Annotated in this window: 22 protein-coding genes and 1 pseudogene; 18 read left to right on the plus strand and 5 right to left on the minus strand. The window is 73.3% G+C overall.

Annotated elements, in window-relative coordinates:
* The first annotated feature begins 72 nt into the window (after window positions 1-72).
* The 3 genes and pseudogenes from TR46_RS14135 to TR46_RS14145 form a co-directional block, all read left to right on the plus strand.
* On the plus strand, window positions 73-912 hold the full coding sequence (locus TR46_RS14135; RefSeq protein ID WP_042399691.1) for a biotin--[acetyl-CoA-carboxylase] ligase: 840 nt from the start codon (window positions 73-75) through the stop codon (window positions 910-912).
* Between the two features lie 106 nt (window positions 913-1,018).
* Window positions 1,019-2,176 (plus strand): adenylate/guanylate cyclase domain-containing protein, encoded by a 1,158-nt coding sequence (locus TR46_RS14140; protein ID WP_042399900.1) that lies wholly within the window; start codon window positions 1,019-1,021, stop codon window positions 2,174-2,176.
* Window positions 2,177-2,327: 151 nt separating this feature from the next.
* Window positions 2,328-3,449: pseudogene (locus TR46_RS14145) on the plus strand (GGDEF domain-containing protein); the annotation flags it as partial.
* A 675-nt stretch (window positions 3,450-4,124) separates the two neighbouring features.
* On the opposite strand, the gene fdhD reads toward TR46_RS14145, so the two are convergent.
* Complete coding sequence (gene fdhD, locus TR46_RS14150) at window positions 4,125-4,949, minus strand: formate dehydrogenase accessory sulfurtransferase FdhD (RefSeq protein ID WP_042399694.1); 825 nt, start codon at window positions 4,947-4,949, stop codon at window positions 4,125-4,127.
* A gap of 63 nt (window positions 4,950-5,012) precedes the next feature.
* Here fdhD and hutH point away from each other — a divergent pair, with 63 nt between their 5' ends.
* Window positions 5,013-6,581: a histidine ammonia-lyase gene (gene hutH / locus TR46_RS14155; protein ID WP_084718474.1), complete on the plus strand. Its 1,569-nt coding sequence runs from the start codon at window positions 5,013-5,015 to the stop codon at window positions 6,579-6,581.
* A 48-nt stretch (window positions 6,582-6,629) separates the two neighbouring features.
* Here the strand turns inward: hutH and TR46_RS14160 are convergent, their stop codons facing one another.
* On the minus strand, window positions 6,630-7,028 hold the full coding sequence (locus tag TR46_RS14160) for a hypothetical protein (protein WP_042399701.1): 399 nt from the start codon (window positions 7,026-7,028) through the stop codon (window positions 6,630-6,632).
* A 208-nt stretch (window positions 7,029-7,236) separates the two neighbouring features.
* Between TR46_RS14160 and TR46_RS14165 the strand changes: the two genes are divergently transcribed.
* The gene (locus TR46_RS14165) at window positions 7,237-8,148 is read left to right on the plus strand and encodes a MurR/RpiR family transcriptional regulator (protein ID WP_084718475.1); all 912 of its coding nucleotides are present in this window, start codon (window positions 7,237-7,239) and stop codon (window positions 8,146-8,148) included.
* A 27-nt stretch (window positions 8,149-8,175) separates the two neighbouring features.
* Here TR46_RS14165 and TR46_RS14170 read toward each other — a convergent pair whose 3' ends face one another.
* Window positions 8,176-8,973 (minus strand): sigma 54 modulation/S30EA ribosomal C-terminal domain-containing protein, encoded by a 798-nt coding sequence (locus TR46_RS14170; protein ID WP_063770592.1) that lies wholly within the window; start codon window positions 8,971-8,973, stop codon window positions 8,176-8,178.
* 348 nt (window positions 8,974-9,321) lie between these two features.
* Here TR46_RS14170 and TR46_RS14175 point away from each other — a divergent pair, with 348 nt between their 5' ends.
* The 5 genes from TR46_RS14175 to TR46_RS14195 all read left to right on the plus strand — a co-directional run bounded on the left by TR46_RS14175 (window position 9,322) and on the right by TR46_RS14195 (window position 15,276).
* Window positions 9,322-10,236: a VIT1/CCC1 transporter family protein gene (locus TR46_RS14175; RefSeq protein WP_236655331.1), complete on the plus strand. Its 915-nt coding sequence runs from the start codon at window positions 9,322-9,324 to the stop codon at window positions 10,234-10,236.
* A 26-nt stretch (window positions 10,237-10,262) separates the two neighbouring features.
* Entirely contained in the window at window positions 10,263-10,844 is a 582-nt protein-coding gene (locus tag TR46_RS14180; RefSeq protein WP_042399706.1) for an NADPH-dependent FMN reductase, read from the plus strand.
* Between the two features lie 131 nt (window positions 10,845-10,975).
* Window positions 10,976-13,300 carry an iron uptake transporter permease EfeU gene (gene efeU / locus TR46_RS14185; protein ID WP_042399708.1) on the plus strand — a complete coding sequence of 775 codons (2,325 nt, stop codon included), beginning with the start codon at window positions 10,976-10,978 and terminating at the stop codon, window positions 13,298-13,300.
* Entirely contained in the window at window positions 13,300-14,637 is a 1,338-nt protein-coding gene (efeB, locus tag TR46_RS14190) for an iron uptake transporter deferrochelatase/peroxidase subunit (RefSeq protein ID WP_084718477.1), read from the plus strand. The genes efeU and efeB overlap by 1 nt, the downstream gene beginning before the upstream one ends.
* A gap of 72 nt (window positions 14,638-14,709) precedes the next feature.
* Complete coding sequence (locus TR46_RS14195) at window positions 14,710-15,276, plus strand: hypothetical protein (protein ID WP_052432790.1); 567 nt, start codon at window positions 14,710-14,712, stop codon at window positions 15,274-15,276.
* Between the two features lie 132 nt (window positions 15,277-15,408).
* Here TR46_RS14195 and TR46_RS42275 read toward each other — a convergent pair whose 3' ends face one another.
* Window positions 15,409-15,582, minus strand: coding sequence for an SHOCT domain-containing protein (locus tag TR46_RS42275; protein ID WP_161790127.1), 174 nt, complete (start codon window positions 15,580-15,582; stop codon window positions 15,409-15,411).
* Window positions 15,583-15,595: 13 nt separating this feature from the next.
* Window positions 15,596-16,012 (minus strand): DUF6325 family protein, encoded by a 417-nt coding sequence (locus TR46_RS14200; protein ID WP_052432803.1) that lies wholly within the window; start codon window positions 16,010-16,012, stop codon window positions 15,596-15,598.
* Between the two features lie 180 nt (window positions 16,013-16,192).
* On the opposite strand from TR46_RS14200, the gene hutU reads away from it, so the two are divergent.
* The 8 genes from hutU to TR46_RS42280 form a co-directional block, all read left to right on the plus strand.
* Window positions 16,193-17,884 carry a urocanate hydratase gene (gene hutU, locus TR46_RS14205; RefSeq protein ID WP_042399713.1) on the plus strand — a complete coding sequence of 564 codons (1,692 nt, stop codon included), beginning with the start codon at window positions 16,193-16,195 and terminating at the stop codon, window positions 17,882-17,884.
* A 53-nt stretch (window positions 17,885-17,937) separates the two neighbouring features.
* A complete protein-coding gene (locus TR46_RS14210) occupies window positions 17,938-19,182 on the plus strand; it encodes an allantoate amidohydrolase (protein WP_084718496.1) in 1,245 nt (414 codons plus the stop codon).
* Window positions 19,170-20,525, plus strand: a complete 1,356-nt coding sequence (locus tag TR46_RS14215; protein ID WP_042399719.1) for a formimidoylglutamate deiminase — start codon at window positions 19,170-19,172, stop codon at window positions 20,523-20,525. Before TR46_RS14210 ends, TR46_RS14215 begins: the two co-directional genes overlap by 13 nt.
* A gap of 100 nt (window positions 20,526-20,625) precedes the next feature.
* Window positions 20,626-21,807 carry an imidazolonepropionase gene (gene hutI, locus TR46_RS14220; protein WP_042399722.1) on the plus strand — a complete coding sequence of 394 codons (1,182 nt, stop codon included), beginning with the start codon at window positions 20,626-20,628 and terminating at the stop codon, window positions 21,805-21,807.
* Between the two features lie 210 nt (window positions 21,808-22,017).
* Window positions 22,018-22,689: a peptidase gene (locus TR46_RS14225; RefSeq protein WP_236655332.1), complete on the plus strand. Its 672-nt coding sequence runs from the start codon at window positions 22,018-22,020 to the stop codon at window positions 22,687-22,689.
* A 276-nt stretch (window positions 22,690-22,965) separates the two neighbouring features.
* Entirely contained in the window at window positions 22,966-24,297 is a 1,332-nt protein-coding gene (locus TR46_RS14230; RefSeq protein WP_052432791.1) for a WxL domain-containing protein, read from the plus strand.
* A gap of 43 nt (window positions 24,298-24,340) precedes the next feature.
* A complete protein-coding gene (locus TR46_RS14235; protein WP_042399728.1) occupies window positions 24,341-25,417 on the plus strand; it encodes a WxL protein peptidoglycan domain-containing protein in 1,077 nt (358 codons plus the stop codon).
* The coding region (locus tag TR46_RS42280; protein ID WP_052432792.1) for a hypothetical protein at window positions 25,414-26,405 on the plus strand (992 nt) is incomplete at its 3' end. The genes TR46_RS14235 and TR46_RS42280, both read left to right, overlap by 4 nt.

The following is a 26,405-nucleotide window of genomic DNA, read 5'->3' on the forward strand; positions in this document are numbered from 1 at the left end:
CCCGTTCAGCGGCGTAGCCATGACGGGCGCGTGGCGGATATGGCGAGTGACCGGCGTCATAGGCTGCCGGGTATGACTTCTTCGCAGTGGAGTGACCTGGACCGGCCGCCGTTGCGCGGCGCCCAGCTGGAGCGGGCCGTGCTGCGGCCGGGCGGCCTGTGGACCTCGCTGCGGGTGGTGGCGGAGACGGGCTCGACCAACAGCGACCTGGTGGCGCGGGCGGCGGAGGGCGCCGAGGCGGGCACGGTGCTGGTCGCCGAGGAGCAGACGGCCGGGCGCGGGCGGTTGGAGCGCAGTTGGAGCGCTCCGGCCCGCTCCGGGATCTTCCTGTCGATGCTGCTGCGCCCGAGCGCCCCCAAGGAGCGGTGGGGCTGGCTGCCGCTGCTGGTGGGCGTGTCGGCGGCGTCCGCGCTGAGCCAGGTGGCCGGGGTGGAGGTGCGGCTGAAGTGGCCCAACGACCTGCTGGTCCAGGTCGGCGGGGAGGAGCGCAAGCTCGGCGGGATCCTTGCCGAGCTGGCCGGGGACGCGGTGGTGGTGGGGATCGGGCTGAACGTCAGCCTGCGCGAGGACGAGCTGCCGGTGCCCGCGGCAGGGTCGCTGCTGCTGGCGGGGGCCGCGGTGACGGACCGGGAGACGCTGCTGCGTGCGCTGCTGCGGACCTTCGACGAGCTGTACACGGACTGGGCCGGCGCCGACGGCGAGCCGGAGGCCAGCGGGCTGCGGGCGGCGTACGCGGCGCAGTGCGCCACGCTGGGCCGTCAGGTGCGGGTGGAGCTGCCGGGCGGGCGGGAACTGCTGGGCGAGGCGGTGGCCGTGGACGGGGACGGACGGCTGGTGGTGCGCGACAGCGCGGGCGAGGAGCGCGCGGTGGGCGCCGGGGATGTCCTTCACGTCCGTCCCCAGCAGCGGTGATGCCCCGAAAGGGGTGAATCCGTGCGAGGATTCGTGCGGGCGGTGGTGTGAGCAAGGCCACAGGCTAGGCGCGGCGAGGGTGGAGAAGGTGGGCGACGAGGACCGGATGGCGGGCTCGGCCGAGGACGGCGCGGAGTCCGCGTCGACCGGCTCCGAGGACTCCGTGCCGCTGCAGTTGGAGCGGTTGATCCTGGACTCCGAGCGCCAGTACACGCCGTTCCAGGCGGCCCGGGCGGCGGGTGTGCCGATGGAGCTGGCCTCCCGTTTCTGGCGGGCGATGGGCTTCGCGGACATCGGCCAGTCGCGGGCGCTGACCGACGCCGACGTGATCGCGCTGCGGCGGCTGGCGGGGCTGGTCGAGGCCGGGCTGCTGAGCGAGCCGATGGCGATCCAGGTGGCCCGGTCGACCGGGCAGACCACGGCCAGGCTCGCCGAGTGGCAGATCGACACCTTCCTGGAGCATCTGACCACCGGTGCCGAGCCCGGACTGACCCGCGCCGAGGTCGCCTACCCGCTGGTGGAGCTGCTGCTGCCGGAGCTGGAGCAGTTCCTGGTCTACGTCTGGCGGCGGCAGCTGGCGGCGGTGACCGGCCGGGTGGTGCAGGCCGCCGAGGACGAGGACATGCAGAGCGGCAGGCTCGCGGTGGGCTTCGCCGACCTGGTCGGCTTCACCCGGCTGTCGCGCCGGCTGGAGGAGGAGGAACTCGGCGAGCTGGTCGAGAACTTCGAGATCAGCTGCGCCGACATCGTCGCCGGGCGCGGCGGCCGGCTGGTGAAGACGCTGGGGGACGAGATCCTCTATGTCTCCGAGGACGCCGGCACCGCGGCCGAGATCGGACTGGCCCTGGTGGAGACGCTGGGCAAGGACGACTCGATGCCGGCCCTGCGGGTCGGCATGGCCTTCGGCACGGTCACCACCCGGATGGGCGATGTCTTCGGCACCACGGTGAACCTGGCCAGCCGGCTGACCTCGATCGCCCCCAAGGACGCGGTGCTGGTGGACGGGGAGATGGCGGCGGCGCTGGAGCGCGAGGGCGCGGTCTCCCCGGCGGGCGCCGGGGGCTATCTGGGCGTGCCGCCGGGGGCGGCTGACGCCCTGTCGGCGGTGGCCTCGGTGGGGATCGCGGCTGAGGACCGGGCGGCGGAGGTGGAGGAGCAGGAGCCGTCCTACCGGTTCGCCCTGCAGCCGATGTGGCGGCGGCCGGTCCGCGGGCTCGGCCTGGTGGAGCCCTGGTTGCTGACCCGGCGTCCGGGACCGGGCTGACCGTCCGTCATTCGGGGCGATATGTCCGCTATGCAACTAAAGTAGCAATGCGGCCATGGACCTGGCCTGTCCTGTCCTGTCCTGAGCCAGGAGGATCAGCGTGCACGGCGCGGATGTGCGGTTGCGGGCCGTGGTGGGCCTGGCGCAGGCGATGTCCGCCGCGCAGTCGCGGACCGAGGCGGTGCAGGCCGCCGCGTTGCGCTCGCGGGAGGCGCTGGGCGCCGACTTCGCCGCGATCTCGGTGTGGGAGCGGGACACCGGACGGCTCCGGGTACTGGTCAACGACGGACTGCTGGCCCCCGGCGAGGAGCAACTGCCGGAGGACGAGTCCTACGCCGTCGCCGACTACCCGGAGATCGCGCAGTTCCTGGAGCAGCGCGGCCTGGGCGCGCCGTGGACCATGGACGGCCTGCCGCGGGCCTGGGTGCAGACCGCCGACGGCGGCGGCGCCGACGCCAACGGACCCGCCTGCCGCGAGCGCGCCGCCTCGCTGCGGCGGCGCGGCCGCGGCTGCTGCCTGGTCGCGCCGGTCCTGCTGCGCGGCCGCGCCTGGGGTGAGCTCTACCTGGCCCGCGGCGTCGGCGACCCGGTCTTCTCCCAGGACGACGCCGAGTTCGCCACCGCGATGGCCGCGCAGATCTCGGCCGGGCTGGCCCAGAGCGAGGAGCTGGAGGAGGTGCGCCGGCTCGCCTTCACCGACCCGCTGACCGGGCTGGCCAACCGCCGGGCGGTGGACGCCAGGCTGGACGCCGCGCTGGGCGCGCACCGCGAGCACGGCACCGTGGTCTCGCTGGTGGTGTGCGACGTCAACGGCCTGAAGCGGGTCAACGACGAGCTGGGCCACGAGGTCGGCGACCGGCTGCTGGAGCGGTTCGCCAACCAGCTCTCGTTGTGCGGGGCGATGCTGCCCGGCAGTGTGGCCGGCCGGCTCGGCGGCGACGAGTTCTGCCTGGTCGCCGAGGGCGCGCCGGCCGACGAGGTGGTCCGGGTCGCCGAGGAGCTGTGCGCGCAGGCGCTGACGCTGGATCAGGGTGACGGCGTCGCCTGCGGGGTCGCCTCGACCGGCGACCCGATCGGCCCGGTCACCACCGCGGACCGGCTGTTCCGGCTGGCCGACGCCGCGCAGTACCGGGCCAAGGCCGGACAGGCGTCGCACCCGGTGGTGGCCGGGCGGGGCGAGCTGCCCGACCCGACGGTGCAGCTGGCCGAGGCCGGGGAGCCGCCGCGGGTCGCCGGGCGGCGGGGCGAGCGTCGGCGGTTCCGCGGGGCGCGCCACAGCGCGGACCCGGGGGTGCTGATCGCGGCGGTGACGGCGGCCATCGACGAGGCGCGGCGCCGGGACACGCTGGGCCGGCTGGAGGTCGTCGCCGAGACCACGGCCAGGATGCTGGACGCGGTGTCCTGGTGGATCTCCTACGTCCCGCCGGGGACGCTGCAGATGCGCACCTCGCACTACGGCGTCCGCCGGATGACCCGGGGGCCCGGCAGCGTCCGGGCCCAGGTGCAGCGGGCCGTCAACGAGGCCCCCGACGCGGTGTTCGACCTGCGCTCCTACCCGCTCACCGCGGAGGCGGTCCGGGGGCACGCCTTCACCATGCGCGCGGGGGTGCCGGGCAACGACCCGGGGGAGGAGGCGGTCCTCCTGGTCGGCGGCTACCGCGCGGTGCTCGCCGCCGGCGGGAGCAACCCTGCGGGCGGCTGGCTGGTCGAACTCTTCGCCGACGAGTCCACCCTCTCCTTCGCCGCGCTGGGCCCGTCCTTGCGGGCCCTCGTCGCCGTCGCCCTGTCCGGCCCCGCCTCCCCGCCGTAACGCCCACGGGTGCACCCCGGCACGTGGTTCCTGTTCGCGCAGTTCCCCGCGCCCCTGGGGGTCTGCAACTGGCTCAGTTGCAATTGCTCAGGGGCGCGGGGAACTGCGCGACCAGCCATGCACGGTCTGCACTCCGGCTCAGGGCAGGGCCACCCGCTCCGCTCCGGCATAGACGTTGGCGCCGTGCCCCCGGAGGAAGCCGACCAACGTGAGCCCCAGCTCCTCGGCGAGGTCCACTGCCAGGGAGGACGGCGCCGAGACGGCTGCCAGCAGCGGCAGCCCCGCCATCGCCGCCTTCTGGGTGAGTTCGAAGGAGGCCCGTCCGCTGACCATCAGCAGATGCCCCGTCAGCGGCAGCGCCCCCGCCCGGAGGGCCCACCCCACCACCTTGTCCACCGCGTTGTGCCGTCCCACGTCCTCCCGCAGGCACAGCAGCTCACCGTCGCCCGAGAACAGTCCCGCCGCATGCAGCCCGCCCGTCGAGTCGAAGACCTTCTGCGCCGCGCGCAGCGCCTCCGGCAGGCCGTACAGCAGGTCCGGCGAGACCCGGAGGGTGTCGGCACCGACATCGTGCGGGACGCGCATGCGAACGGCGTCGACGCTCTCCCGGCCGCACAGGCCGCACGCGCTGGTGGTGAGCAGGTTGCGGTGCGCCGAAACCGGCGCCACCGCCCCGCCCCTCAGCGAGGCGTCGATCACGTTGTAGGTCTGCAGCCCGTCCGGGTCCGTCCCGGCGCAGTACCGCAGCGCGACCAGGTCCTCCGCCGTCCCCGCCAGCCCCTCGCCCACCAGGAACCCGGCGACCAGGTCGAAGTCGTGGCCGGGGGTGCGCATGGTGACCGTCAGCGCCTCGCCGTTGATCCTTATCTCCAGCGGCTCCTCGGCAGCCAGCGCGTCGGGGCGGTAGCTGCCCTGCTGCTCACGCAGCCGCAGCACCCGGCGCCGTTCGGTGGTCCGTCCCATACGAACACGGTATCTGGCCTGGCCTAGTTGTCATATGGCCATTCACCTGATGTGATTCCGCATATGGATATGCATAACGTGGTGGACGACGTGGTCGTCGTCGGCAAGTCTGATGTCGCGCCGGCGGATGTCATCGCCGTCGCTCGCGGCAACGCCCGGATCGAGCTCTCGGCCGACGCGCTCGCGGAGATGGCGGGATCCCGGGCCCGGATCGACGCGCTGGCCGCCGAGCCGCGCCCGGTCTACGGGGTCTCCACCGGCTTCGGCGCGCTGGCCGTGCGCCACATCGAGCGTCCGCTGCGCGCCCAGCTGCAGCGCTCGCTGGTGCGCTCGCACGCCGCCGGGATGGGCCCGCAGGTGGAGCGCGAGGTCACCCGCGCGCTGATGTTCCTCCGGCTGAAGACGCTGGCCTCGGGCCGCACCGGGGTCCGCCCGGTGGTCGCCGAGACCATGGCGGCGATCCTCAACGCCGACATCACCCCGGTGGTCCGCGAGTACGGCTCGCTCGGCTGCTCCGGCGACCTCGCGCCGCTCTCGCACTGCGCGCTGACGCTGATGGGCGAGGGCCTGGCGTACGGGGCCGACGGCGAGGTCCGCCCGGCCGGCGAACTGCTGACCGAGGCCGGGATCACCCCGATCGAGCTGGCCGAGAAGGAGGGTCTGGCCCTCATCAACGGCACCGACGGCATGCTCGGCATGCTGGTGATGGCCATCGCCGACCTGTCCCGGCTGTTCACCACCGCCGACATCACCGCCGCGATGTCGCTGGAGGCCCTGCTCGGCACCGAGAAGGTGCTCCAGCCCGAGCTGCACGCCATCCGCCCGCACCCGGGCCAGGCCGCCAGCGCCGCCAACATGTTCAAGGTGCTGGAGGGCTCCGGCCTCACCGGCCACCACCAGGACGACGCGCCCCGGGTCCAGGACGCCTACTCCGTCCGCTGCGCCCCCCAGGTGGCCGGCGCGGGCCGGGACACCCTGTCGCACGCCATGATGGTCGCCGACCGCGAGCTGGCCGCCGCCGTCGACAACCCGGTGGTGCTGCCCGACGGCCGGGTGGAGTCCAACGGCAACTTCCACGGCGCCCCGGTGGCCTACGTACTGGACTTCCTCGCCATCGCCGCCGCCGACCTGGGCTCGATCGCCGAGCGCCGCACGGACCGGCTGCTCGACAAGAGCCGCTCGCACGGCCTGCCGGCCTTCCTGGCGGACGACCCGGGCCTGGACTCCGGGCTGATGATCGCCCAGTACACCCAGGCGGCCCTGGTCAGCGAGAACAAGCGGCTCGCCGTTCCGGCCTCGGTGGACTCCATCCCCTCCTCGGCGATGCAGGAGGACCATGTCTCGATGGGCTGGTCCGCCGCGCGAAAGCTGCGTCAGGCGGTGGACAACCTGGCCCGCATCCTGGCCGTCGAGCTGACCGCTTCGGCCCGCGCGCTGGAGATCCGGCTCAACACGGGCAGCGGACCGCTCGCCCCGGCGACGGCCGCGGCGCTGGCCGGTGCCCGCGCGGCGGGCGTCGTCGGCCCCGGCACCGACCGCTTCCTCGCCCCCGACCTGGAGGCGGCCGAGGACTTCGTGGCGAGCGGCGGCCTGGTCGCCGCCGTGGAGTCGGTCACCGGACCGCTGGCCTGACGCGCCGTCGGACCCGTCGCGACGGGGGACTGCCCAGTCCCATCCGTCCTAGTCCCACTCGTCGCGACGGGTCCGCGGACGGTCCTCGGCGTTGCGCTGGCCGCGGAGCTGGATGAAGTTGAGGCCGACGATGCCGGCCCAGGCGATGGCCAGCCCCGGCAGGTGGCCGAGGCTCGCGCCGATCGCGGACAGCGGCACCCCCAGCGCCAGCGAGACGTACTGGAAGGCGTTGCTGTGGCCGCCGCCCTGCTTCCGCGCCGGACGGCGGATCTCCGGGTTCGACTCCAGCTCCCGGCGGACCCGGACCGCGATCTGGGCCTCCAGCCGCTCGTCCAGGCGGCGCAGGAAGCCGTCCATGACCTCGGACTCGTACTCGGGACCGAGCTCCCGTGCCGTGTGGGCCGCGGCCCGCAGATCCTTCTTGGTCTCGCTGTCGACAGGGTTCATACCCGAGAGCGTAGGGAGCAGGAGCGGTCCGGTGCGCTCCGCCGGGCCGGATCTCGGGGTCGTCTCAGGGAGAAATCAGGGGCGCTCGAACGGTGTCCGGCGGGCAAGACGGCACTTGCCGATCCTGCATGGAGTCATGCAGAGTCAACGCACAGTGAATGTCCCCGCTGCCCGCCCCCACCAGGCGGCCAGGGGGAGAGGAGATGCGATGAGCACCAGCGCCACCGGCAAGACGTCCCCCCCGGCCCCGGGTGACGCCGCCGCGACCGGCCCCTCCGGCAGGCTGCTGCGCCTGTTCGACGGCCACCGGCTGACGCCGACTCAGCGCAGGATCGCCCACTGCCTGGTGCGCAACGCCGCCGAGGCGCCGTTCCTGTCCAGCGTGGAGGTGGCCGAGCTGGCCGGGGTGAGCCAGCCCTCGGTGACCCGCTTCGCGGTGGCGCTCGGCTTCGACGGCTACCCCGCGCTGCGCAAGCAGCTCCGCGAGCTGGGCCTGGGCGAGCCGGGCGAACCCGGCGCGGGCCGGGAGACCGAGCGGGACGCGGTCCGCAACGAGCAGCAGCAGGCGGTGCTCTCCGAGATCGCCAACCTGCAGCACCTGGCCGCGGTGCTGGCCGACCCCGAGCCGGTGCTGCAGGCGGCAAAGCTGCTGGCGGCCTCCCGTCCGCTGCTGGTCCTCGGCCTGCGGGCGGGATCCGCGCAGGCGTACGGCTTCGCCTACTTCGCCGCCAAGGTGCATCCGGACGTGCGGCTGCTGAACGAGGGCGGCAGCATGCTGCTGGACCGGATCGAACAGGCCGCCAGGGCCGGCGCGACCACCCTGATCTGCTTCGCCCTGCCACGGCATCCACGCGAGCTGCTGGAGGCGCTGACGGCGGCCAAGCAGGCCGGACTGACCGTGATCACCGTCGCCGACAGCGCGTTCGCCCCGGTGTCCGGGCTGACGGATCTGATGCTGCCGGCCGCGGTGGGCTCCAATCTGATCTTCGACACCGCCTGCGCGCCGATGATGCTGGGCCGGGTGCTGCTCCAGGCGATGTGCGACGAGCTGCCGGGCTCGGTGGGCCGCCTGGAGGAGTTCGAGCAGACGGCGGCCGCCCGCGGCCTGTTCGTCGGCTGACGACGGGGCCCCGGTTCAGGCCCCGGTTCATCCGACGGGCCGCGGCCGCGCGAGCAGCAGGCCGTAGTGGCCGTCGAAGCGCTCGTAGAGCGCGGCGGTGCGGACGGGGTGCGTCGTGGTGTCGGCGAAGAACAGGAAGGGCAGCCCGGTGCGGTCGAGCTGCGCCGCGGCCCGGCCCGGCGTCAGATGCGGAGCGGGTCGCGGACGGACGGTGATGGGCAGGTTGCGTCGGCGCGGCGGACCGCTCCGGACCGAGAGCTGGGCCAGGCTGTAGCCGGTGGGGCCGGAGCGGAAGACCATCGAGTCCTGTCCGGTGTCGGCGTCGGAGAACAGATGGCAGTCGTAGTCCATCGCGTCCATCCGGAACGCCGCCTCGTCGGCGGTCTCCCGGCGCAGCTCCACGGTCTTGCGACGGGTGATCCGGATCCGGCCGCCGATGTCGCGGTCGGCGGTGCGCCACCGGGGTGACTCCCGCGGTGCGCCGACCAGGCCGCGGTAGCTGCCGTCGGTGCGGAGCAACCGCGCCAGCCGCTCCCGCAGGCGTTCGCACAGCAGGTGGACGGCCTCCTGGACGCTGTGCGCGGCGGTCTGGACCCGGACCGGGATTCCGCCGATGTCCAGGTTGCCCTGAACCACTGCGGGGTGGCGTAAGGACCGGTCCCCGAGGTGGGTGAGCCTGATCCGCGCCTGACGGATCAACAGGCCGGCGCCGTGGTCGAGTTCTCCGATCCCGGTGCGGACGAGCTGGTGCGCGGCTTCGGGGATCTGCCCCCGGGTCTCGATGACCACGGTGACCGGGGCGGGTGATGAGGCTGTTTCAGGCAACGGCGTCTCCAGGTGGCGGCAGGGTCCGCTGACCGGTCGGAAGTACGTTTTCGGCCGGAGGAGCGTGACCATACTGCGCCGTGGGGGAATCCGGCGAGGGAATCCACCGCCATGGACGGCCGGTGACAGCGATGCATTTCCGATGTGGTTCCTGTGTGACTGGAAAACGGGCGGAACCGGTCCCTTCCATCCGGAATCACGTACGCGGCGGTGGTTGGGCGTACGTTCCAGCCCAGGCAGAACCCACCTGGAGGTACAGGCATGGCCGCGAAGACCTGGCGCGACTTATACCCCGCCCCGGCGACCGTTCCGCCGACCGCCCCGCCGCTCGCCCCGACACCCGCCCCGATGCCGGCTCCGGTGTCCGCCCCGCTGCTGCCCCCGCCGTCCGAGGAGCTCACCTCCGTGATGGAGCTGAACTCCCTCATCGGGCTCACCGAGGAGCTCGACTCCGACCGGTCCGCCCCGCCGGAGCCCACGGTGGTGCTGACGCCGAGGACGGGGGCAGGGCCCCGGCCCCGGCGCGAGCCCGGCCGGGCGGACACCCGCAGGGGCCTGCTGGGGGCGCGCCACCGGCCCCTGGTCCACCGCGACGTCTCCGGGGGCTGGCTGCGGCCCGCCGTCTTCGGCGCCATGGACGGCCTGGTCACCAACGCCTCCCTGATCGCCGGCGTCGGCGGCGGCGGAGCCGCGAACCACACCATCGTGCTGACCGGGTTGGCCGGACTGATCGCCGGCGCCTTCTCGATGGCCACCGGCGAGTACATCTCGGTCTGCTCGCAGAACGAGCTCACCGAGGCCGAGGTGCAGGTCGAGCAGTTGCAGCACTGGCGCAACCCGGAGGGCGAGGAACGCGAGCTCGCCGAGGCGTACGTCAAGCGCGGTGTCGCCCCCGACCTGGCCGAGGCCGTGGCCCAGCAGATCTCCGTCGACCCGAAGGAGGCCGTGAAGGTCCACATCCGGGAGGAGCTGGGCATCGACCCCGACGACCTTCCCTCTCCCTGGACCGCCGCGGGCGCCTCCTTCGCCAGCTTCACCGTCGGCGCGCTGCTGCCGCTGCTGCCCTACCTGTTCGGCGCTCCGGCCGCCTTCGTGATGGCGCTGGTGCTCGCCGCGGTGGCCTCCTTCGCGGGCGGCGCCTCCGTCGCCCAACTCACCGGCCGGCCGCCGCTGCGGGGCGGACTGCGCCAGTTCGGCCTCGGCGCTCTGGCGACCGGCATGACCTTCCTCACCGGTCTGCTCGTGGGGGCCCACGTTTCCTGATCCCACCCACCGCTTGGAGGCATCTGATGAAACCGCTGATCGTGGGGGTCGGAGGGACCCTGAGGCCCGGGTCGTCCTCCGAGGCCGCGTTGCAGCTGGCGCTGGACGCGGCCCGTGAGCGCGGGGCCGAGGCCCTCTGCTTCTCGGCCAAGGACCTGCAACTCCCGCACTACGACCCGTGCGTGCTGGAGCGGACGGCCGGCCAGCTCCGGCTGGTCGCGGCGTTCCGACGGGCCGACGGGGTGGTCATCGCCAGCCCCGGGTACCACGGCGCCGTGTCCGGCCTGATCAAGAACGCCATCGACCACGCCGAGGACCTCGCCCTGGACCAGCGCGCCTACTTCAGCGACCTCCCGGTCGGCTGCATCGGCGTCGCCTACGGAGCCCAGGCCGCCACCAGCGTCCTGCACAACCTGCGCACCATCGCGCACGCCCTGCGCGGGCTGCCGACCCCCTACGGCGCGGCCGTCGTGGTGGGGGAGTCCAGCTACACCCACGGCCGCTGGATCGACCCGGCGACCAGGGAGCGGCTCGCGCTGGTGGGCACTCAGGTCACCACCCTCGCCACCGCGCTGGCGCCGCGCGCCCGGCACAAAAGGATTGCCTGACCGACAGGCCGGCACCGGAAAAACAGTCAGCGGCGCACGCATTCCCGCGGATCACCGCAGCGGAGCGGTGCGGCCTGCGCCATCGAAACTAAGGTTTGCCTGCCCTAATCAAATCGACGGGAAGGATTCCCATGTGGGACGTCGCGTTTCCGAGTTTCCTGATCGGGCTGAGGGAGGGACTTGAGGCGGGCCTGGTCGTCTCGATCCTGGTGGCCACGCTGGTGCGGTTCGACCAGCGGTCCCGGCTGCCGCAGGTGTGGACCGGGGTGCTGGCCGCCGTCGGACTGTCCCTCGGTTTCGGCGCGGTGCTGACCTTCACCGCCAACAGCCTGCCCACCACGGCGCAGGAGGCGTTCGGCGGCGCGCTCAGCGTGGTCGCCGTCGCCTTCGTGACGCTGATGATCTTCTGGATGCGGCGCAATGCCCGCAACCTGTCCGGCGAGATCCGCGACAAGGTCGACGCGGCGCTCGCGGTCGGTGCCGGAACGCTGGTGCTCACCAGCTTTCTGGCGGTCGGCCGCGAGGGCCTGGAGACGGCCCTGTTCATCTGGACCACCGCCCAGACCGCCCGCACCTCCGGCGGGCCGCTGATCGGCGCGGCGGTCGGGCTGGTGCTGGCCGGCGTACTGTGCTGGGCGCTCTACCGCCGGGTGCTGAGGATCAACCTGACCAAGTTCTTCACCTGGACCGGCGCCGCCCTGGTCGTCATCGCGGCCGGGGTCCTCGCCTACGGACTGCGCGACCTCCAGGAGGGCGGCCTGCTGCCCGGCGCGCACGCCTTCGCGGTCGATCTCAGCGGTAGCCTCGACGCCACGTCCTGGTACGCGACGCTGCTGCAGGGCGTGTTCAATCTGACCACCCGGATGACCTGGCTCCAGGTCTTCGCCTATGTCGCCTACCTGGCGACAGTGATGGCCCTCTTCGTCCGCGGCGTCCGCGCCCCGGCGCTGGCCCAGGCGCCCGCCCAGGCCCCGGTGTCCGCGGCCGTCGGCGGCAGCGCACCCCCGGGGACGGCATCCTCGCAGACCTCCACGGCGGCAGCGGCTCTCGTCACGGCGGCCGAGGCGGTGGTCACCGCGGCCGAGGCGGTCGTGGCCGCTGCCGCGAAGGCCACCTCCGCGGCCACGGCCGCCGCGGACGCGGCCACGGCTGCCGCTGCGGCGGCCAGTGCGGAGGAATCCCCCGCGACGGCCCGAACACCTGCACCGGAACCGCCGCCCGCCCCAGGGCCGGAGCCTGCAGTCGTCCCGACCCCCGCCGTCGCGTCCCGTCCCATGCCCCCGGCCGCGTCGGGGCGCCGGCCCGGCTGGCTCGTGCCCACCGCGGCGGTCGTGGTCCCGGTCGTCGTCGCCGGGGTGATCGTCGGCGCCAGCGGCGGCAGACCCGCCGCCGCGGCCACCGTCTCGGTCTCGCCGACGGCCTGCGGTCAGGGCTTCACCGCGGCCCGACCGGGCCAGCAGGTCTTCCAGATGCGCAACACCGGCAAGGCCACCTCCGAGGTCTACCTCATCGACCCCGCCACCAACGCCGTCTACGGGGAGATCGAGGGCCTGGCCCCGGGCACCACCCGGGCCCTGACCGCGACTCTGGGCAGCGGCGACTTCGCCTGGCGCTGCATTCCCACCGGCGGCACGGCCGTCACCTCCGCCAGTGTGCACGTCACCGGCGGCTCCACGGTCAGCGCCGTGCTGCCTCTGGCCGCCACCGACCTGGACGCCCCGCTCGCCGCGTACAAGGCATACGTCACCGCGGGGCTGACCCGCCTGCTCGCCCAGACCCGCAAGCTCCAGACGGACCTGCGCGGTGGGAACCTCGCAGCCGCACGGACCGACTGGCTCACCGCGCACCTCGGCTACGCCTCGCTCGGCGCGGCCTACGGCACCTTCGCCGACTTCGACGCCGCGATCAACGGCCGCGCCGACGGCCTTCCCGGCGGGGTCGCGGACCCGGACTTCACCGGCTTCCACCGGCTGGAGTACGGCCTGTGGCACGGCCGGTCCGCACCGAGTCTCAGCGCGGTGGCAGACAAGCTGGTCACGGACGTGACGGGACTTCAGAAAGCCTTTCCCACACAGGACTTCGATCCAAACGACCTGCCGCTGCGCACCCACGAGATCCTGGAGAACACCCTCCAGTTCGAGCTGACCGGCGACACCGACGAGGGCAGCGGCAGCAGTCTCGCCACCGCCCGCGCCAACCTCTCCGGCACCCAGGAACTGCTCTCGGTACTGCGCCCACTGATCGTCAGGCGCAGCCCCGGCCTGCTGGTCACCGTCGACGCCGACATCGCCCGGCTGGCCGGACTCCTGGCAGCCGACCGCACGGCCTCCGGCGACTGGACACCGGTGCAGCAGCTCGACCCGACCACCCGCGCCGCGCTCAATGGCGCGACCGGGCAACTGCTGGAAGACCTCGCCCCGATCCCCGACCTCCTTGAGATCCGGAAGGCCGCCTGATGACCTCCCAGCCCCAGCCCCAGCCTCCGATCGACGAGGCACCGGCCGATGCGCAGCCGTCAGCCTGCCCCTACGGGTTCGGGACCTCGCGCCGCGGCGTGATCCGGGCCGCCCTGGGCGCCGGAGCCGGCACGGTGGCCGTCGCCGGCGTCGCGCTCACCCTCAGGACCGGAACCGCCTCGGCCGACACCAGGGCGGCCGCCGACCCCGGCAGCGGCGCCGTCGCCTTCCACGGCGTCCACCAGGCGGGCATCACCACGCCCACGCCCGCCTTCGCCGGCTTCCTCTCCATGGATGTGATCGCGCCGGACCGCAGGGGCCTGGAGCAGCTCTTCCGCACCCTCACCGACCGGATCCGCTTCCTCACCGCCGGGGGCACACCGCCGGACCTGGGGGTGGGTTCGCCGCCCTCCGACAGCGGCCTGCTCGGCCCGGTGGTCCCGGCCGACGGCCTGACCGTCACCGTCGGCGTGGGCGCCTCCCTCTTCGACGCCCGCTACGGACTGTCGGCGCAGAAGCCGCGCAAGCTGACCGCGATGCGGACCTTCCCCAACGACAACCTCAAGGCAGCGGAGTCGCACGGCGACCTCTCGCTGCAGATCTGCGCGGGCCACCAGGACACCGTGCTGCACGCGATGCGCGACATCGCCAAGCACACCCGCGGGCTGATGACCGTCAGATGGCGGATCGACGGCTTCCAGAACACCCCGCGCCCGGCCGGCGCCGGACGCAACCTGCTGGGCTTCAAGGACGGCATCGCCAACCCCGACACGACGTCGGGCCGGGAGATGGACAGCCTGGTCTGGGTGGGCAGCGGCAGCGGCGAGCCGGCCTGGGCCGCCGGCGGTAGCTACCAGGTGATCCGGATCATCCGGATGCTGGTCGAGTTCTGGGACCGGGTCTCGCTGTCCGAGCAGGAGAAGATGTTCGGCCGGCGCAAGGACACCGGCGCTCCGCTGGACGGGGCCAATGAGACCGACACCCCCCGGTACGCCGGGGACCCCAAGGGCGCCGCCATCCCCCTGGACGCCCATATCCGCCTCGCCAACCCCCGCACCGCCAAGACCGACGGCACCCGGGTCCTGCGCCGCGGCTACAACTACGACCGCGGCATCGACGCGGTGGGCGACCTCGACATGGGGCTCGCCTTCTGCTGCTACCAGCAGGACGTGCAGCGCCAGTTCGAGGCGACCCAGACCCGGCTGATCGACGAACCCCTGGTCGACTACATCTCGCCGACCGGCGGCGGTTACTTCTTCGCCCTCCCGGGCGCGCAGGACAGCACCGACTGGCTGGGACGCACCCTCCTCGCCACCGCGCCGACCCCGTCGGCGTGACGCCGGTTCTCATGCGCGTCTCACAACTCCGCGCTAACCTCCCGCCAGAATCGTTCGGTTGGGAGGACGGGAATGCGCGGAACCTATGCACTGGCTCGCGTGGTGGTCATCCGCGCGACGGTCGCCCGCACGCTGATGTGGATCGGTGTCGTCGGCATCCTGGCCGGCCTGCTCATCCCGAGCGTCACCGGGAGGCGTCACGGCGTCATGATCGGGGCAGCCGCGGGTGTGCTGGCCGCACTGGTCGGGCTGCTGCTGCGCAGCCGCTGGTACCAGGCCCGGATCGCCGCCGCCGAGAAGGCCGCTTTCGCGGTGACGCTGGAGCCCCCGCAGGCGACCCGGCGGCGGCTGGCCCGAGACAACGCGCTGTGGCTGCTGGTCGGCATGGTCCTGGTCTGCGCCGCGGCGCTCGCGGCCGCACCGGCCGCAGGCATGGCGGTCTTCGGCTACGGCTTCGGCCTGTTCGTGGCGACCCGGCTGATCGCCCGCTGGGAGCGGGCCAACGAGACCCTGGTCTGGGCCCGCACGGAGGACGCCCGGCTCCTGGGCCGCAGGCGCCGTACCGGGCCGTTCGCCACCACCGGCCCCGCGGCTGGGCAGGTCCGCCCTGTCGTCAAGGGGGCGGCGCGGAGCCGCTGACGGATCTTCGGGTGCGGACGTTGCAGCCCCACAGGGGCGCGGGGAACTGCGCGCCCAGCCATGTACAGGCCGCAGCTGCAACCGGGGCTGTGCCCCCTCGCGCAGACACGAGGGGACACAGCCGTCCAGGCGTCACCCGCCGAGCAGTCGGGCCTTGGCGGTGGCGAACTCTTCGGGGGTGAGCAGGCCCTGTCGGACCATCTCGCCCAGTTGGACGAGCCGATCGGCCCTCGCGGAGAGCGCACCACGGAGCAGCGGCGCGCCGACCGGGCGGCGGACGGTGACGTCTCGGGTCGGTTGGGACATGGCGGCGGTTTCCCTACTCTGCTGCGGCGAGCGCACGCTGTGCTTCGGAGATGTACTCGGGCGGGATCCGAACGGACGCCGCGACATGCCCGCCGGCCTTGCGGAAGGCCTCCGCGGCCGCGGTCGCCCAGAGGTGCTCGACCAGGACCAGGACCGCGCTCGACCCCGGCTCCAGCAGCTCCGCTGCCTCCTCGGCGTCCTCCGCGCCCATCAGGCCGACCTCTTCCCCGGCTGCGCCCGCGGCGCCCCGCAACCGGTCGAACTCAGCCAGTTCGGCCGATTCGACGCTGCCGTCCGCGGACTTGACGACGAGCATGGTGTCGATCACCCGCACCCCGCCGGAGTCCCGCAGTGCCGCCAGCGGTGCGACCACCTCGGCGCCGACCGTCACCCCGGGGAAGGCGAGCACCAGGAATTCCACAGGACCCACGGGCAGCTCCTCTCGGTGGTCCGCCGGTGCGGAGGCAGTCCGGGTCAGCATATGGTCCAAAGCATATCGAAGCGGGCATATGGGGCCGATTGGGTCTGGTGCCCTTTCGCATGATTGGCTATCTTCAGAGCTGAACAGTCTGAATGGATGTATCCACCGCTTCTCGAGAGGCCGGAAGTCATGACGCAGCACCAGAGCGGCCCGCGCCCCGTGCGCGCGGCGCGCGGCACCGCCCTCAGCACCCAGGGATGGCAGCAGGAGGCCGCCCTGCGCATGCTCATGAACAACCTCGACCCCGAGGTGGCCGAGCACCCCGACAAGCTGGTCGTCTACGGCGGCACCGGCAAGGCCGCCCGTGACTGGCGCTCCTTCGACGCCATGGTGCGCACCCTGCAGACGCTCAAGCAGGACGAGACCATGCTGGTGCAGTCCGGCCGTCCGGTCGGTGTGATGCAGACCCACGAGTGGGCGCCGCGGGTGCTGCTGGCCAACTCCAACCTGGTCGGCGACTGGGCCAACTGGGAGGAGTTCCGCCGCCTGGAGCACCTCGGCCTCACCATGTACGGGCAGATGACCGCCGGTTCCTGGATCTACATCGGCACCCAGGGCATCCTGCAGGGCACCTACGAGACCTTCGCCGCCGTCGCCGCCAAGCTCGCCTCGATTGGTAAGGGCGGGGTCAACGGGACGCTGGCCGGGACGATCACCCTCACCGCCGGCCTCGGCGGCATGGGTGGCGCCCAGCCGCTGGCCGTCACCATGAACGACGGCGTCGCCATCTGCATCGACTGCGACCGGACCCGGATCGACCGCCGCATCGAGCACCGCTACCTGGACGTCGAGGCGAAGAACCTCAAGCACGCCCTGGAACTGGCCGTGGAGGCCCGCGACCAGCGCAAGCCGCTCAGCATCGGCCTGCTGGGCAACGCCGCCGAGCTGGTCCCGCAACTGCTGGCGATGGACGCGCCGATCGACATCGTCACCGACCAGACCAGCGCCCACGACCCGCTGGCCTACCTCCCGATCGGCGTGGACTTCCACGACATGGCGAGCTACGCCGCCGACAAGCCGGCCGAGTTCACCACCCGCGCCCGCGAGGCCATGGCCAAGCACGTCGAGGCGATGGTCGGCTTCCAGGACAAGGGCGCCGAGGTCTTCGACTACGGCAACTCCATCCGCGGCGAGGCCCAGCTCGCGGGCTACACCCGGGCGTTCGACTTCCCCGGCTTCGTCCCCGCCTACATCCGGCCGCTGTTCTGCGAGGGCAAGGGCCCGTTCCGCTGGGCCGCCCTGTCCGGCGACCCCAAGGACATCGCCGCCACCGACAAGGCGGTGCTGGACCTGTTCCCCGAGAACGAGTCGCTGGCCCGCTGGATGAAGATGGCCGGCGAGCGGGTCCACTTCCAGGGCCTGCCGGCCCGGATCTGCTGGCTCGGCTACGGCGAGCGCGACAAGGCCGGTGAGCGCTTCAACGAGCTGGTCGCCGACGGCACCGTCTCCGCGCCGCTGGTCATCGGCCGCGACCACCTCGACTGCGGCTCGGTCGCCTCCCCGTACCGGGAGACCGAGGCGATGCTGGACGGCTCGGACGCCATCGCCGACTGGCCGCTGCTCAACGCCATGGTCAACGTCGCCTCCGGCGCGTCCTGGGTCTCCATCCACCACGGCGGCGGCGTCGGCATCGGCCGCTCCATCCACGCCGGCCAGGTCACCGTCGCCGACGGCACCGAGCTGGCGGGCGAGAAGATCCGCCGGGTGCTCACCAACGACCCGGGCATGGGCGTCATCCGGCACGTTGACGCCGGCTACGACCGCGCCGTCGAGGTCGCCGACGAGCGCGGCGTCCGCATCCCCATGCGTGAGGGCCAGTGACCGTCCCCTCGGTCGAGGAGCGGCTCGGTTCCGCCGCCGACAGCCACCGTCGGATGTGGTCCGAGCTGCTCCCCGTCGGCCGCTACGACGCCTCCGGCGGGTACCGGCGGCACGCCTGGACCCCGGCCGACGCCGAGTGCCGGGCCTGGTTCGCCGAGCAGGCCGCCGCCCGCGGTCTGGCCTACGAGGTCGACCGCAACGGCAACCAGTGGGCCTGGTACGGCGACCCCGCAGGTGAGGGGGCCATTGTCACCGGCTCGCACCTGGACTCGGTCCCGGACGGCGGCGCCTACGACGGGCCGCTGGGCGTGGTGTCCTCGTTCGCGGCGCTCGACGCACTCCGGGAGCGCGGTTTCCAGCCGGTGCGCCCCCTCGCCATCACCAACTTCGTGGACGAGGAGGGCGCCCGCTTCGGCGTCGCCTGCGTCGGCTCCCGGCTGACCGCGGGCGTGCTGACCCGGGATCAGGCGTACGAGCTGCGGGACGCGGCAGGGGTCCGGCTGCCCGACGCCATGGAGGCGGCCGGGCAGGACCCGTCCGCCCTGGGCAAGGACACCGAGCGGCTGTCCCGGGTCGCCGCCTATGTGGAGCTCCACGTCGAACAGGGCCGTTTCCTCGCGGAGACCCCGCACCCGGTCGGCGTCGCCTCGGCGATCTGGCCGCACGGCCGCTGGCGCTTCGACTTCCACGGCGAGGCCAACCACGCGGGCACCACCCGGCTGCAGGACCGCCGGGACCCGATGCTGAGTTACGCGGACACCGTTCTGACCGCCCGTGAGAAGGCCGCCCTGCACGGGGCCCTGGCCACCTTCGGCAAGGTCAGCGTGGAACCCAACGGCACCAACGCCATCGCCTCGCTGGTCCGTGGCTGGCTGGACTCCCGGGCGGCCGACGAGGCCACCCTGACCGCGCTGGTCCAGGAGATCGAAGCCGCGGCGCGCGAGCGGGCCGAACGGGACGGCGTCCGGGCGGATGTCGTACGGGAGTCCTACACTCCGGTTGTCGACTTCGACGCGCCGCTGCGGGACCGGCTCGCCGCGTGCCTCGGAGCCGGCACGCCCGCCCGTCGCCCGACCACCACCCCTGCTGGAGCCCCTTCGGGGCACTGCCCCATCCTGCCGACCGGCGCGGGCCACGACGCGGGCATCCTGTCCGCCGTCATCCCCACCGCGATGCTGTTCGTCCGCAACCCCACCGGCGTCTCCCACTCCCCGAGCGAGTACGCGGGCGAGGCCGACTGCCTGGCGGGGACGGCAGCGCTCGCCGACGTCCTGGAGGAGCTGGTATGCCGTCCGTGACCCAGTCCGCGACCCAGTTCTGGGCCCCGCACGCCTGGATCGACCCGGTCGTCGAGTTCGACGTGCTGATCACGGTGTCGGGGGAGGGGCGGATCACCGGGGTCACCCCCGACAGCGGGCCGGCCCCGGACGGGGCGACCGTGCTGACCGGGCTGACCCTGCCCGGCATGGCCAACGCCCACTCGCACGCCTTCCACCGCGCGCTGCGGGGCAATGTCCAGGTCGGCAGCGGCACCTTCTGGACCTGGCGCGACACCATGTACCGGATCGCCGACGCGCTGACCCCGGACAGCTACCTGGAGCTGGCGACGGCGGTCTACGCGGAGATGGCCCTGGCCGGGATCACCGCCGTCGGAGAGTTCCACTACCTGCACCACGGCCCCGGCGGGAAGCCGTACGCGGACCCCAACGTGATGGGGGAGGCGCTGATCGAGGCCGCCTCGCGGGCCGGGATCAGGATCACCCTGCTGGACACCTGCTACCTCGCGGCCGGGTTCGGCGAGCCGCCCAACCGGCACCAGCAGCGGTTCAGCGACGGCGACGCCGAGGCCTGGGCGGCTCGGGCGAGCGGCCTCAAGCCCCGCGCGCACGCCCGGATCGGCGCGGCGGTGCACTCCGTGCGGGCGGTGCCGGCCGAGCAGCTGTCGACGGTGGCGGAGTGGGCGGGGGAGCGGCGGGCGCCGCTGCACGTCCACCTGTCGGAGCAGACCGCGGAGAACGGCGCCTGCCAGGAGGCGCACGGGGTGAGCCCCACCCAGTTGCTGGCCCGGCACGGGGTGCTGGGGCCGCGGACGTCGGCCGTGCACGCCACGCACCTCACCGACACCGACATCAAGCTGCTGAGCTCCTCCTCCACCGTCATCTGCATGTGCCCCACCACGGAACGGGACCTCGCGGACGGCATCGGCCCGGCCCGGAGGCTCGCCGACGGCGGCAGCCCGATCTCGCTGGGCAGCGACAGCCACGCGGTGATCGACCCCTTCGAGGAGGCCCGGGCGCTGGAGCTGAACGAGCGTCTGGCGACGCAGCGGCGCGGGCACTGGACGGCGGCGGCGCTGCTGCGTGCGGCGACGGAGGACGGACACGGGTCGTTGGGATGGCCGGAGAGCGGCCGCCTGGAGCGGGGGGCGCTCGCGGACTTCTGCAGTATCGCGCTCGACACCCCGCGGACCGCCGGTCCTTCGGCGCGGTTGGGGGCGGAGACGGCGGTGTTCGCGGCTTCGGCGGGGGACGTCCGGGACGTCGTGGTGGGGGGACGGCTGGTGGTGCGTGACGGAGCGCACACCGCTGTGCCCGACGTCGGAGCGGCACTCGCCGCGGCGATCAAGCACGTTACTACCTAGAGGGCGCGGGGAACTGCGCTGCCGACCATGCCCCTCCGCAGCGGGCTGGTCGCGCAGTTCCCCGCGCCCCTGAGGTGTTGCAACTTTGGGAAGGTGTGGGATGCGCAGCACGGTGATCACCGGCATTGGGAGCCTGGTTACCAACGATCCGTCAGTGGGTGGTCGTCTCGGTCTTCTGGAGGACGCCGCTGTGGTGATCGAGGACGGGCGGATCGCGTGGGTGGGCGCGAGCCGGTCCGCGCCTTCCGCTGACGCGCGCTTCGACGCCGGCGGTCGCGCGGTGATCCCCGGGTTCGTCGATTCGCACTCGCATCTGGTGTTCGCGGGGGACCGCACCGCCGAGTTCAATGCGCGGATGTCCGGGGCCTCCTACACCGCCGGGGGCATCCGGACGACCGTCGCGGCGACCCGCGCGGCCTCCGATGCCGAGTTGGACGCCAACGTGGCCCGGTACCTGGGCGAGGCCCTGCGGCAGGGCACGACCGTGCTGGAGTGCAAGTCCGGTTACGGGCTGACGGTCGAGGACGAGGCGCGTGCGCTGCGGATCGCGGGGCGGCACACCGACGAGACGACCTACCTCGGCGCGCATGTGGTCCCCCCTGACTACGCCGACGACCCCGCGGCGTACGTCGAGCTGGTGACCGGGCCGATGCTGGACGCCTGCGTCCCGTACGCCCGGTGGGTGGACGTATTCTGCGAGCGTGGCGCCTTCGACGGGGACCAGGCCAGGGCGATCCTGACGGCGGGGGCGAAGCGGGGCCTGACGCCCCGGGTGCACGCCAACCAGCTGACCGAGGGGCCGGGCGTCCAGCTCGCCGTGGAACTCGGGGCGGCCTCGGCCGACCACTGCACCCATCTGTCGGACGCCGACGTGGCCGCCCTCGCGTCCGCCGCGGACACCACCGTGGCGACGCTGCTGCCCGGTGCCGAGTTCTCCACCCGCGCCCGGTATCCCGATGCCCGGCGGCTGCTGGACGCCGGTGCGACGGTGGCCCTGTCCACGGACTGCAACCCGGGATCCAGCTTCACCAGCTCCGTCCCCTTCTGCATCGCCATCGCGGTCCGGGAGATGGGGATGACCCCGGACGAGGCCCTCTGGTCCGCCACGGCCGGCGGCGCCGCCGCTCTCCGGCGCACGGATGTCGGCAGGGTGACCGTGGGCGCCCGCGCCGACCTGGCGCTCCTGGACGCCCCGTCCCACGTCCACCTCGCCTACCGGCCCGGGGTTCCGCTGGTGGCGGCCGTCTGGCGCGGCGGCGAACTGGTGGCCGGAGCGGCGTAGCGGCGCTCCCCGGGGCGCCCCTCCCGGCGCAGGCATCGCCCCCGACCCTCCCAGTGCTCGCTGAGAACTTCCGTGCATGGCGGTTCCGCCCGCACGCCTACCGGCGTACCGTCAGCTGGAATCTGACGAACCGTCAGTACGGGAGTTGCGGAGGCGAAGGGCGGGGTCGTGGTCGGGAGGAGTGGCGGAAGGCTTGCGGCGGGGGCGTCCGTGCTCGCTGTCGCGGGAGCGGGGGTGCTCGCCGGACCCGTCGGCGCTGTGCAGGCAGCAGGGGCGGCGGTGGCCGTGCCGTACCACTGCGAGACGCCGCTCGGACCGAAGGACGCGGTCTCCGAGGTCGCGGTGACGGCGGTGCCCAGCGGTGGCGGCTACGCCGTGACCATGGACTTCACCAACGGCGTCTCCTCCAGTCCGGTCGACCTCGGCCCCGACGCGATGCGGCCGAGCGCGGTGCTGGACCTCGGCGGCGCCGACAGCGGGACGGTGAAGGTGGCGGGGCCGGGCAACGCCAGGACCGTCCCGGCCGGTACGCCGGTCACCGTCGGCAGCATGACCGGCAGCTACCGGCCCGGCCGGAATGCCAGGTCGGGGACGGTGACGTTCACCCCCGGGGTGCTCACCGTGCTGTCCTACACGCTGACCACCACCTGTACGCCGACCGGCACCCGCGCGGTCGGCCTGAGCCTGCCCATCACGGTCGCGGGCAGCACGTCCGGGTCGTCCGCGGCAGGTTCCGGATCCATGCCCGCGGCCGCCCCCGACGCCCTCGCGGAGACCGGTTCCGGCAGCGATCCGGTCTCCCTCGGGCTGTTCGGGGGGACGGTTCTGCTGGGCGGTCTCGGCGGAGTGCTCTTTCTGACCCGGCGGGGGCGGATGCCTTGACTTCTAAATCTGACGGGTCGTCAATGATGGGCACCGCCAAGGCGGTGAGCACAACAAGGGCAAACGGGCAGGAGGTCGGCCGCCCCCGTCAACGGCAAGGGAGACAGGGGGCGGCCGACCCGTACGGCACCGTGGCGCCGATCGAAGGATAGTCCTGGAGCACGTCGGCCGGGCAGCTCGCAGATCGGTTCCGGTGGCCGTGACGGCTGTCACGCAACGGGCGCGGCACCCGCCGCCGCCTTCACCGAAAGGGGCACCACGATCGTGTTCCACAGTTTGCACAGACCGACCCAGCGCGGACGCAGGGGCCTCCAGGCCGGTCTCGTCGCGCTGGTCCTGGCGACGCCGCTGGCGTTCGTCGGCCAGGCGCAGGCGGCGGACACCGCCGGCACCCCGGTGTCCTACGCGACCACCTGCACCCCACCGGCGAGCCTCGGCCTGTCGCCGATCCACGGCACCACCGTCTCGGAGATCACCGTCTCCAACACCACGCCCAAGGTCGGCGACACGGTCACGGTCACCTATGACGTGACCACCCCCGCCGCGGGCAACCCGACGGCGCAGGCGCTCCCCGCCAACGTCGTCCTGCCCACCGGCACGGTCGTCCTCGGCGGCGCGCAGACCGGGACGGTCAACGTCACCGGGACGCGCACCAACCCGCCGGTGGCGGGCAACGCGCCCTTCCCCGGGTTCACCATGACCGGCACCTTCACGGTCACCGCGGCCGGGGCGATCACGCTGAGCCCCAGCAACTACAACATCAACTCCAACTACATCATCAGCATCGACATCCCGTGCAACCTCGACACCCCGCCCGCGGGCGTGTCCAACACCGTCACCGCCAGTCCGGCCACCGCGCCCAACGGCCGGACCGCGACCGACAACCCCAGCTCCGGCGCGCCCGGCGCGAAGACCACGGTCAGCGGCACCGGCTTCACCGCCGGCGCGGCGATCACCGTTGCCGGCTTCAAGGGGACCACCGCGACGGGTGACGCCACCACCGCCACGGCCGACGCCAACGGCGCGTTCAGCGCCCAGCTGACCGTCAACGACCCGGCGACCACCGGGATCATCGCCTTCGAGGGGACGGCCTACGACGCCACCAAGGCGGCGCCGCCGGTGACGTACACCGTCGTCCCGGTCACCCCGCCCGGCGGGGCGTCGCAGAAGCTGAACAGCTCCGTCAAGAGCGGAACGCTGAGCATGACCCAGGCCGGTGACACCGTCACCATGACCCCGGTCGACTTCGGCACCGGCGGCAGCTCCACCGGTTCGCTCAACGCCGTCACGGTCAAGGACTACCGCGGCGGTGCCAGCGGCTGGTCGCTGACCGGCAGCAACACCGCCTTCGTCGGCCCCGGTGGGAGCACCCTGCCCGCCGGCAACCTCAGCTGGAAGCCTGCCTGCAGCACCACCACCGGCAGCCCCAGCACCTGCGCCGCCGGTTCGGCGGGCGCCGTCGGAACGGCGGGGGCGACCCTGGCGAGCACCCCCGCGGCGGCACTGACCGGTGGTCAGTTCAGCGCCACGGCGGACCTCTCGCTGAACGTCCCGGCGTTCACCGCCCCCGGCGACTACAGCTCGACGCTCACGCTGACCCTGGCCTGAGTTCCAGCCCCTCATCCGACCCCGCACCGTTGGAGGACCGCCGATGTTCCACCGTCGACCGCTGACACCCCGGCTGCTCAGGGTGCTGCTGGCCGCGCTGCTGGCCGTCGGCGGCCTCCTCCTCGGTGCGGGGCCGGCCCCGGCCGCCCCCGCCGTCGCCCCCGCGCTGGCGCCGGCCGCCGACAACGGGAGCTGGGCGGTCTACCCGATCCCGGCGTCCAAGGCCAGGGACGCGCTCCCGGACCGCGAGTACTTCTACCTGGAGGCAGCCCCCGGGGCGAGCGTCAGCGACACCGTGTCCGTCTTCAACACCTCCGACCAGCCGATCACCTTCCAGGTGTACGGGGCCGACGCCTACAACACCCCGCGCGACGGCGGATTCGCCCTGCGCGCCGCGGACCAGCCGCAGCTCGGCGTGGGCGCCTGGGCGCACCTCAAGGCGAACAGGCTGACCGTCCCCGCGCACCACCGCGCCGACGTCCCGTTCACCATCACGGTGCCCGAGGGCGCCGAGCCCGGTGACCACCCCGGGGCGATCGTCGCCCTGGACACCGCCACCGAGGGGACCGCCGGCGGCGGCAAGGTCGCCGTGGGCATCAAGCGGGCCGTCGGCGCACGGGTCTACCTGCGGGTCTCCGGACCGGCGGTGCCGGCCGTGACCGTCCAGGACGTCTCGGTGAGCCGGAAGGCGCCGCTGGTCCCAGGCATCGGCGGGTCCTCGGCCACCATCCGCTACACCCTGGTCAACCGGGGCAACACCACGGTGCACCCCACCCTGGCGGTCAGGGCGAGCGGCTGGTTCGGCGGCACCGTGCTCGACTCGGCCCCGAAGGACCTCGGCATCGACCTGCTGCCGGGCCAGTCGGTCACCCTCACCGCCCCCTGGCCGCACCCGCCGCAGTTCGACCGCGTCAGCCTGAAGCTGTCGATCGCCGGCACGGACGTCTCGGCCACCGCGGGCACCAGCTTCTTCGCCGTCCCCTGGTTCCTCGTCGGTCTGGTGATGGTGCTGATCGGCCTGCTGATCGGCGCGCGCCGGCTGCGGGCGCGCCGGCGTGGGGCGCAGGGCGGCGGCTGGTCCTGGCGGCGCGGACGGGTACGGGTGGAGGCCGCGGCATGACGCTGCTCCCGCTGCCGCGCCGGGTGGTCCTGCTCGCCGTGGCGCTGCTGCTCGCGCTGGCACTGCCGACCGCACTGCCGTCCACGCAGGCGCGCGCCGCCGGGCCGAGCGCCACCGTCAAGGCCTCCCCTGCCACCGCGGCCCCCGGCAGCAGCACCACCGTCGTCGGTACCGGATGGCCGGCCAACGCCCTGCTCACGGTGCTGCTCTGCGGACAGGACGCGGTCGACGGCACCGACGACTGCGCCAACGGCACCGGGCGCGGCCTCACCACCAGCGCCGGCGGCGGCTTCACGGTGCAGCTGCCAGTGGTCGAGCCGCCGCAGCCCTGCCCCTGCGTGATCCATGCCACCACCGTGACCGGTGCGACCGTCACGGTGGACACCGCGTTCCCGGTGACCGGCGTCGCCAGCGTCCCGATCAAGCCGACGCCGGGCAAGCTGCTCCAGCTCACCGCGGCGATCAGCGGCGGCAGTTCGCTGATGACCTGGTTCGGAGCGGCTCCGCACCGCACCTTCAAGGCGGTCGTCGCCAATGTGGGCACCTCGGCGATCACCGATCCGGTGCTCCGGGTGGGCACCTGGCACTCCGTTTTCGCCGCGGACTGGCAGGAGTACCAGTGGAGCGGGGTGATCGCGCCGGGGTCCCGGCAGGAGATCGACGTACCGCTGGACTTCGCGTCCGGGGCGCACGGCCGCTACTCGGTCGAACTGCAGTACCAGGGTGCCGAGTTGACGACGCATCCGGTGCAGCTGCCGTATCCGTGGGGGGTCACCCTGTTCTGGGTGCTGCTCTGCCTGGTGGTTCCGGTGGGACTGTTCCGGGTCGGGCTGGTCGTGGCCGACCGGGTCCGGCCGGTCCCGGAGCGGGGCCGCCGGCCGGCCGGCCGCCGTGCCGGTGCCCCGCTGCCCGTCCCTCCGCCGCCGACGCCGGGGCGGGAGTACGACACCCTCGTGCTTCCGCCGCTGCCCGCGCATCCGCCCCGGCC

Source organism: Streptacidiphilus carbonis, assembly GCF_000787775.1.
In the GTDB taxonomy this organism is placed as follows: domain Bacteria; phylum Actinomycetota; class Actinomycetes; order Streptomycetales; family Streptomycetaceae; genus Streptacidiphilus; species Streptacidiphilus carbonis.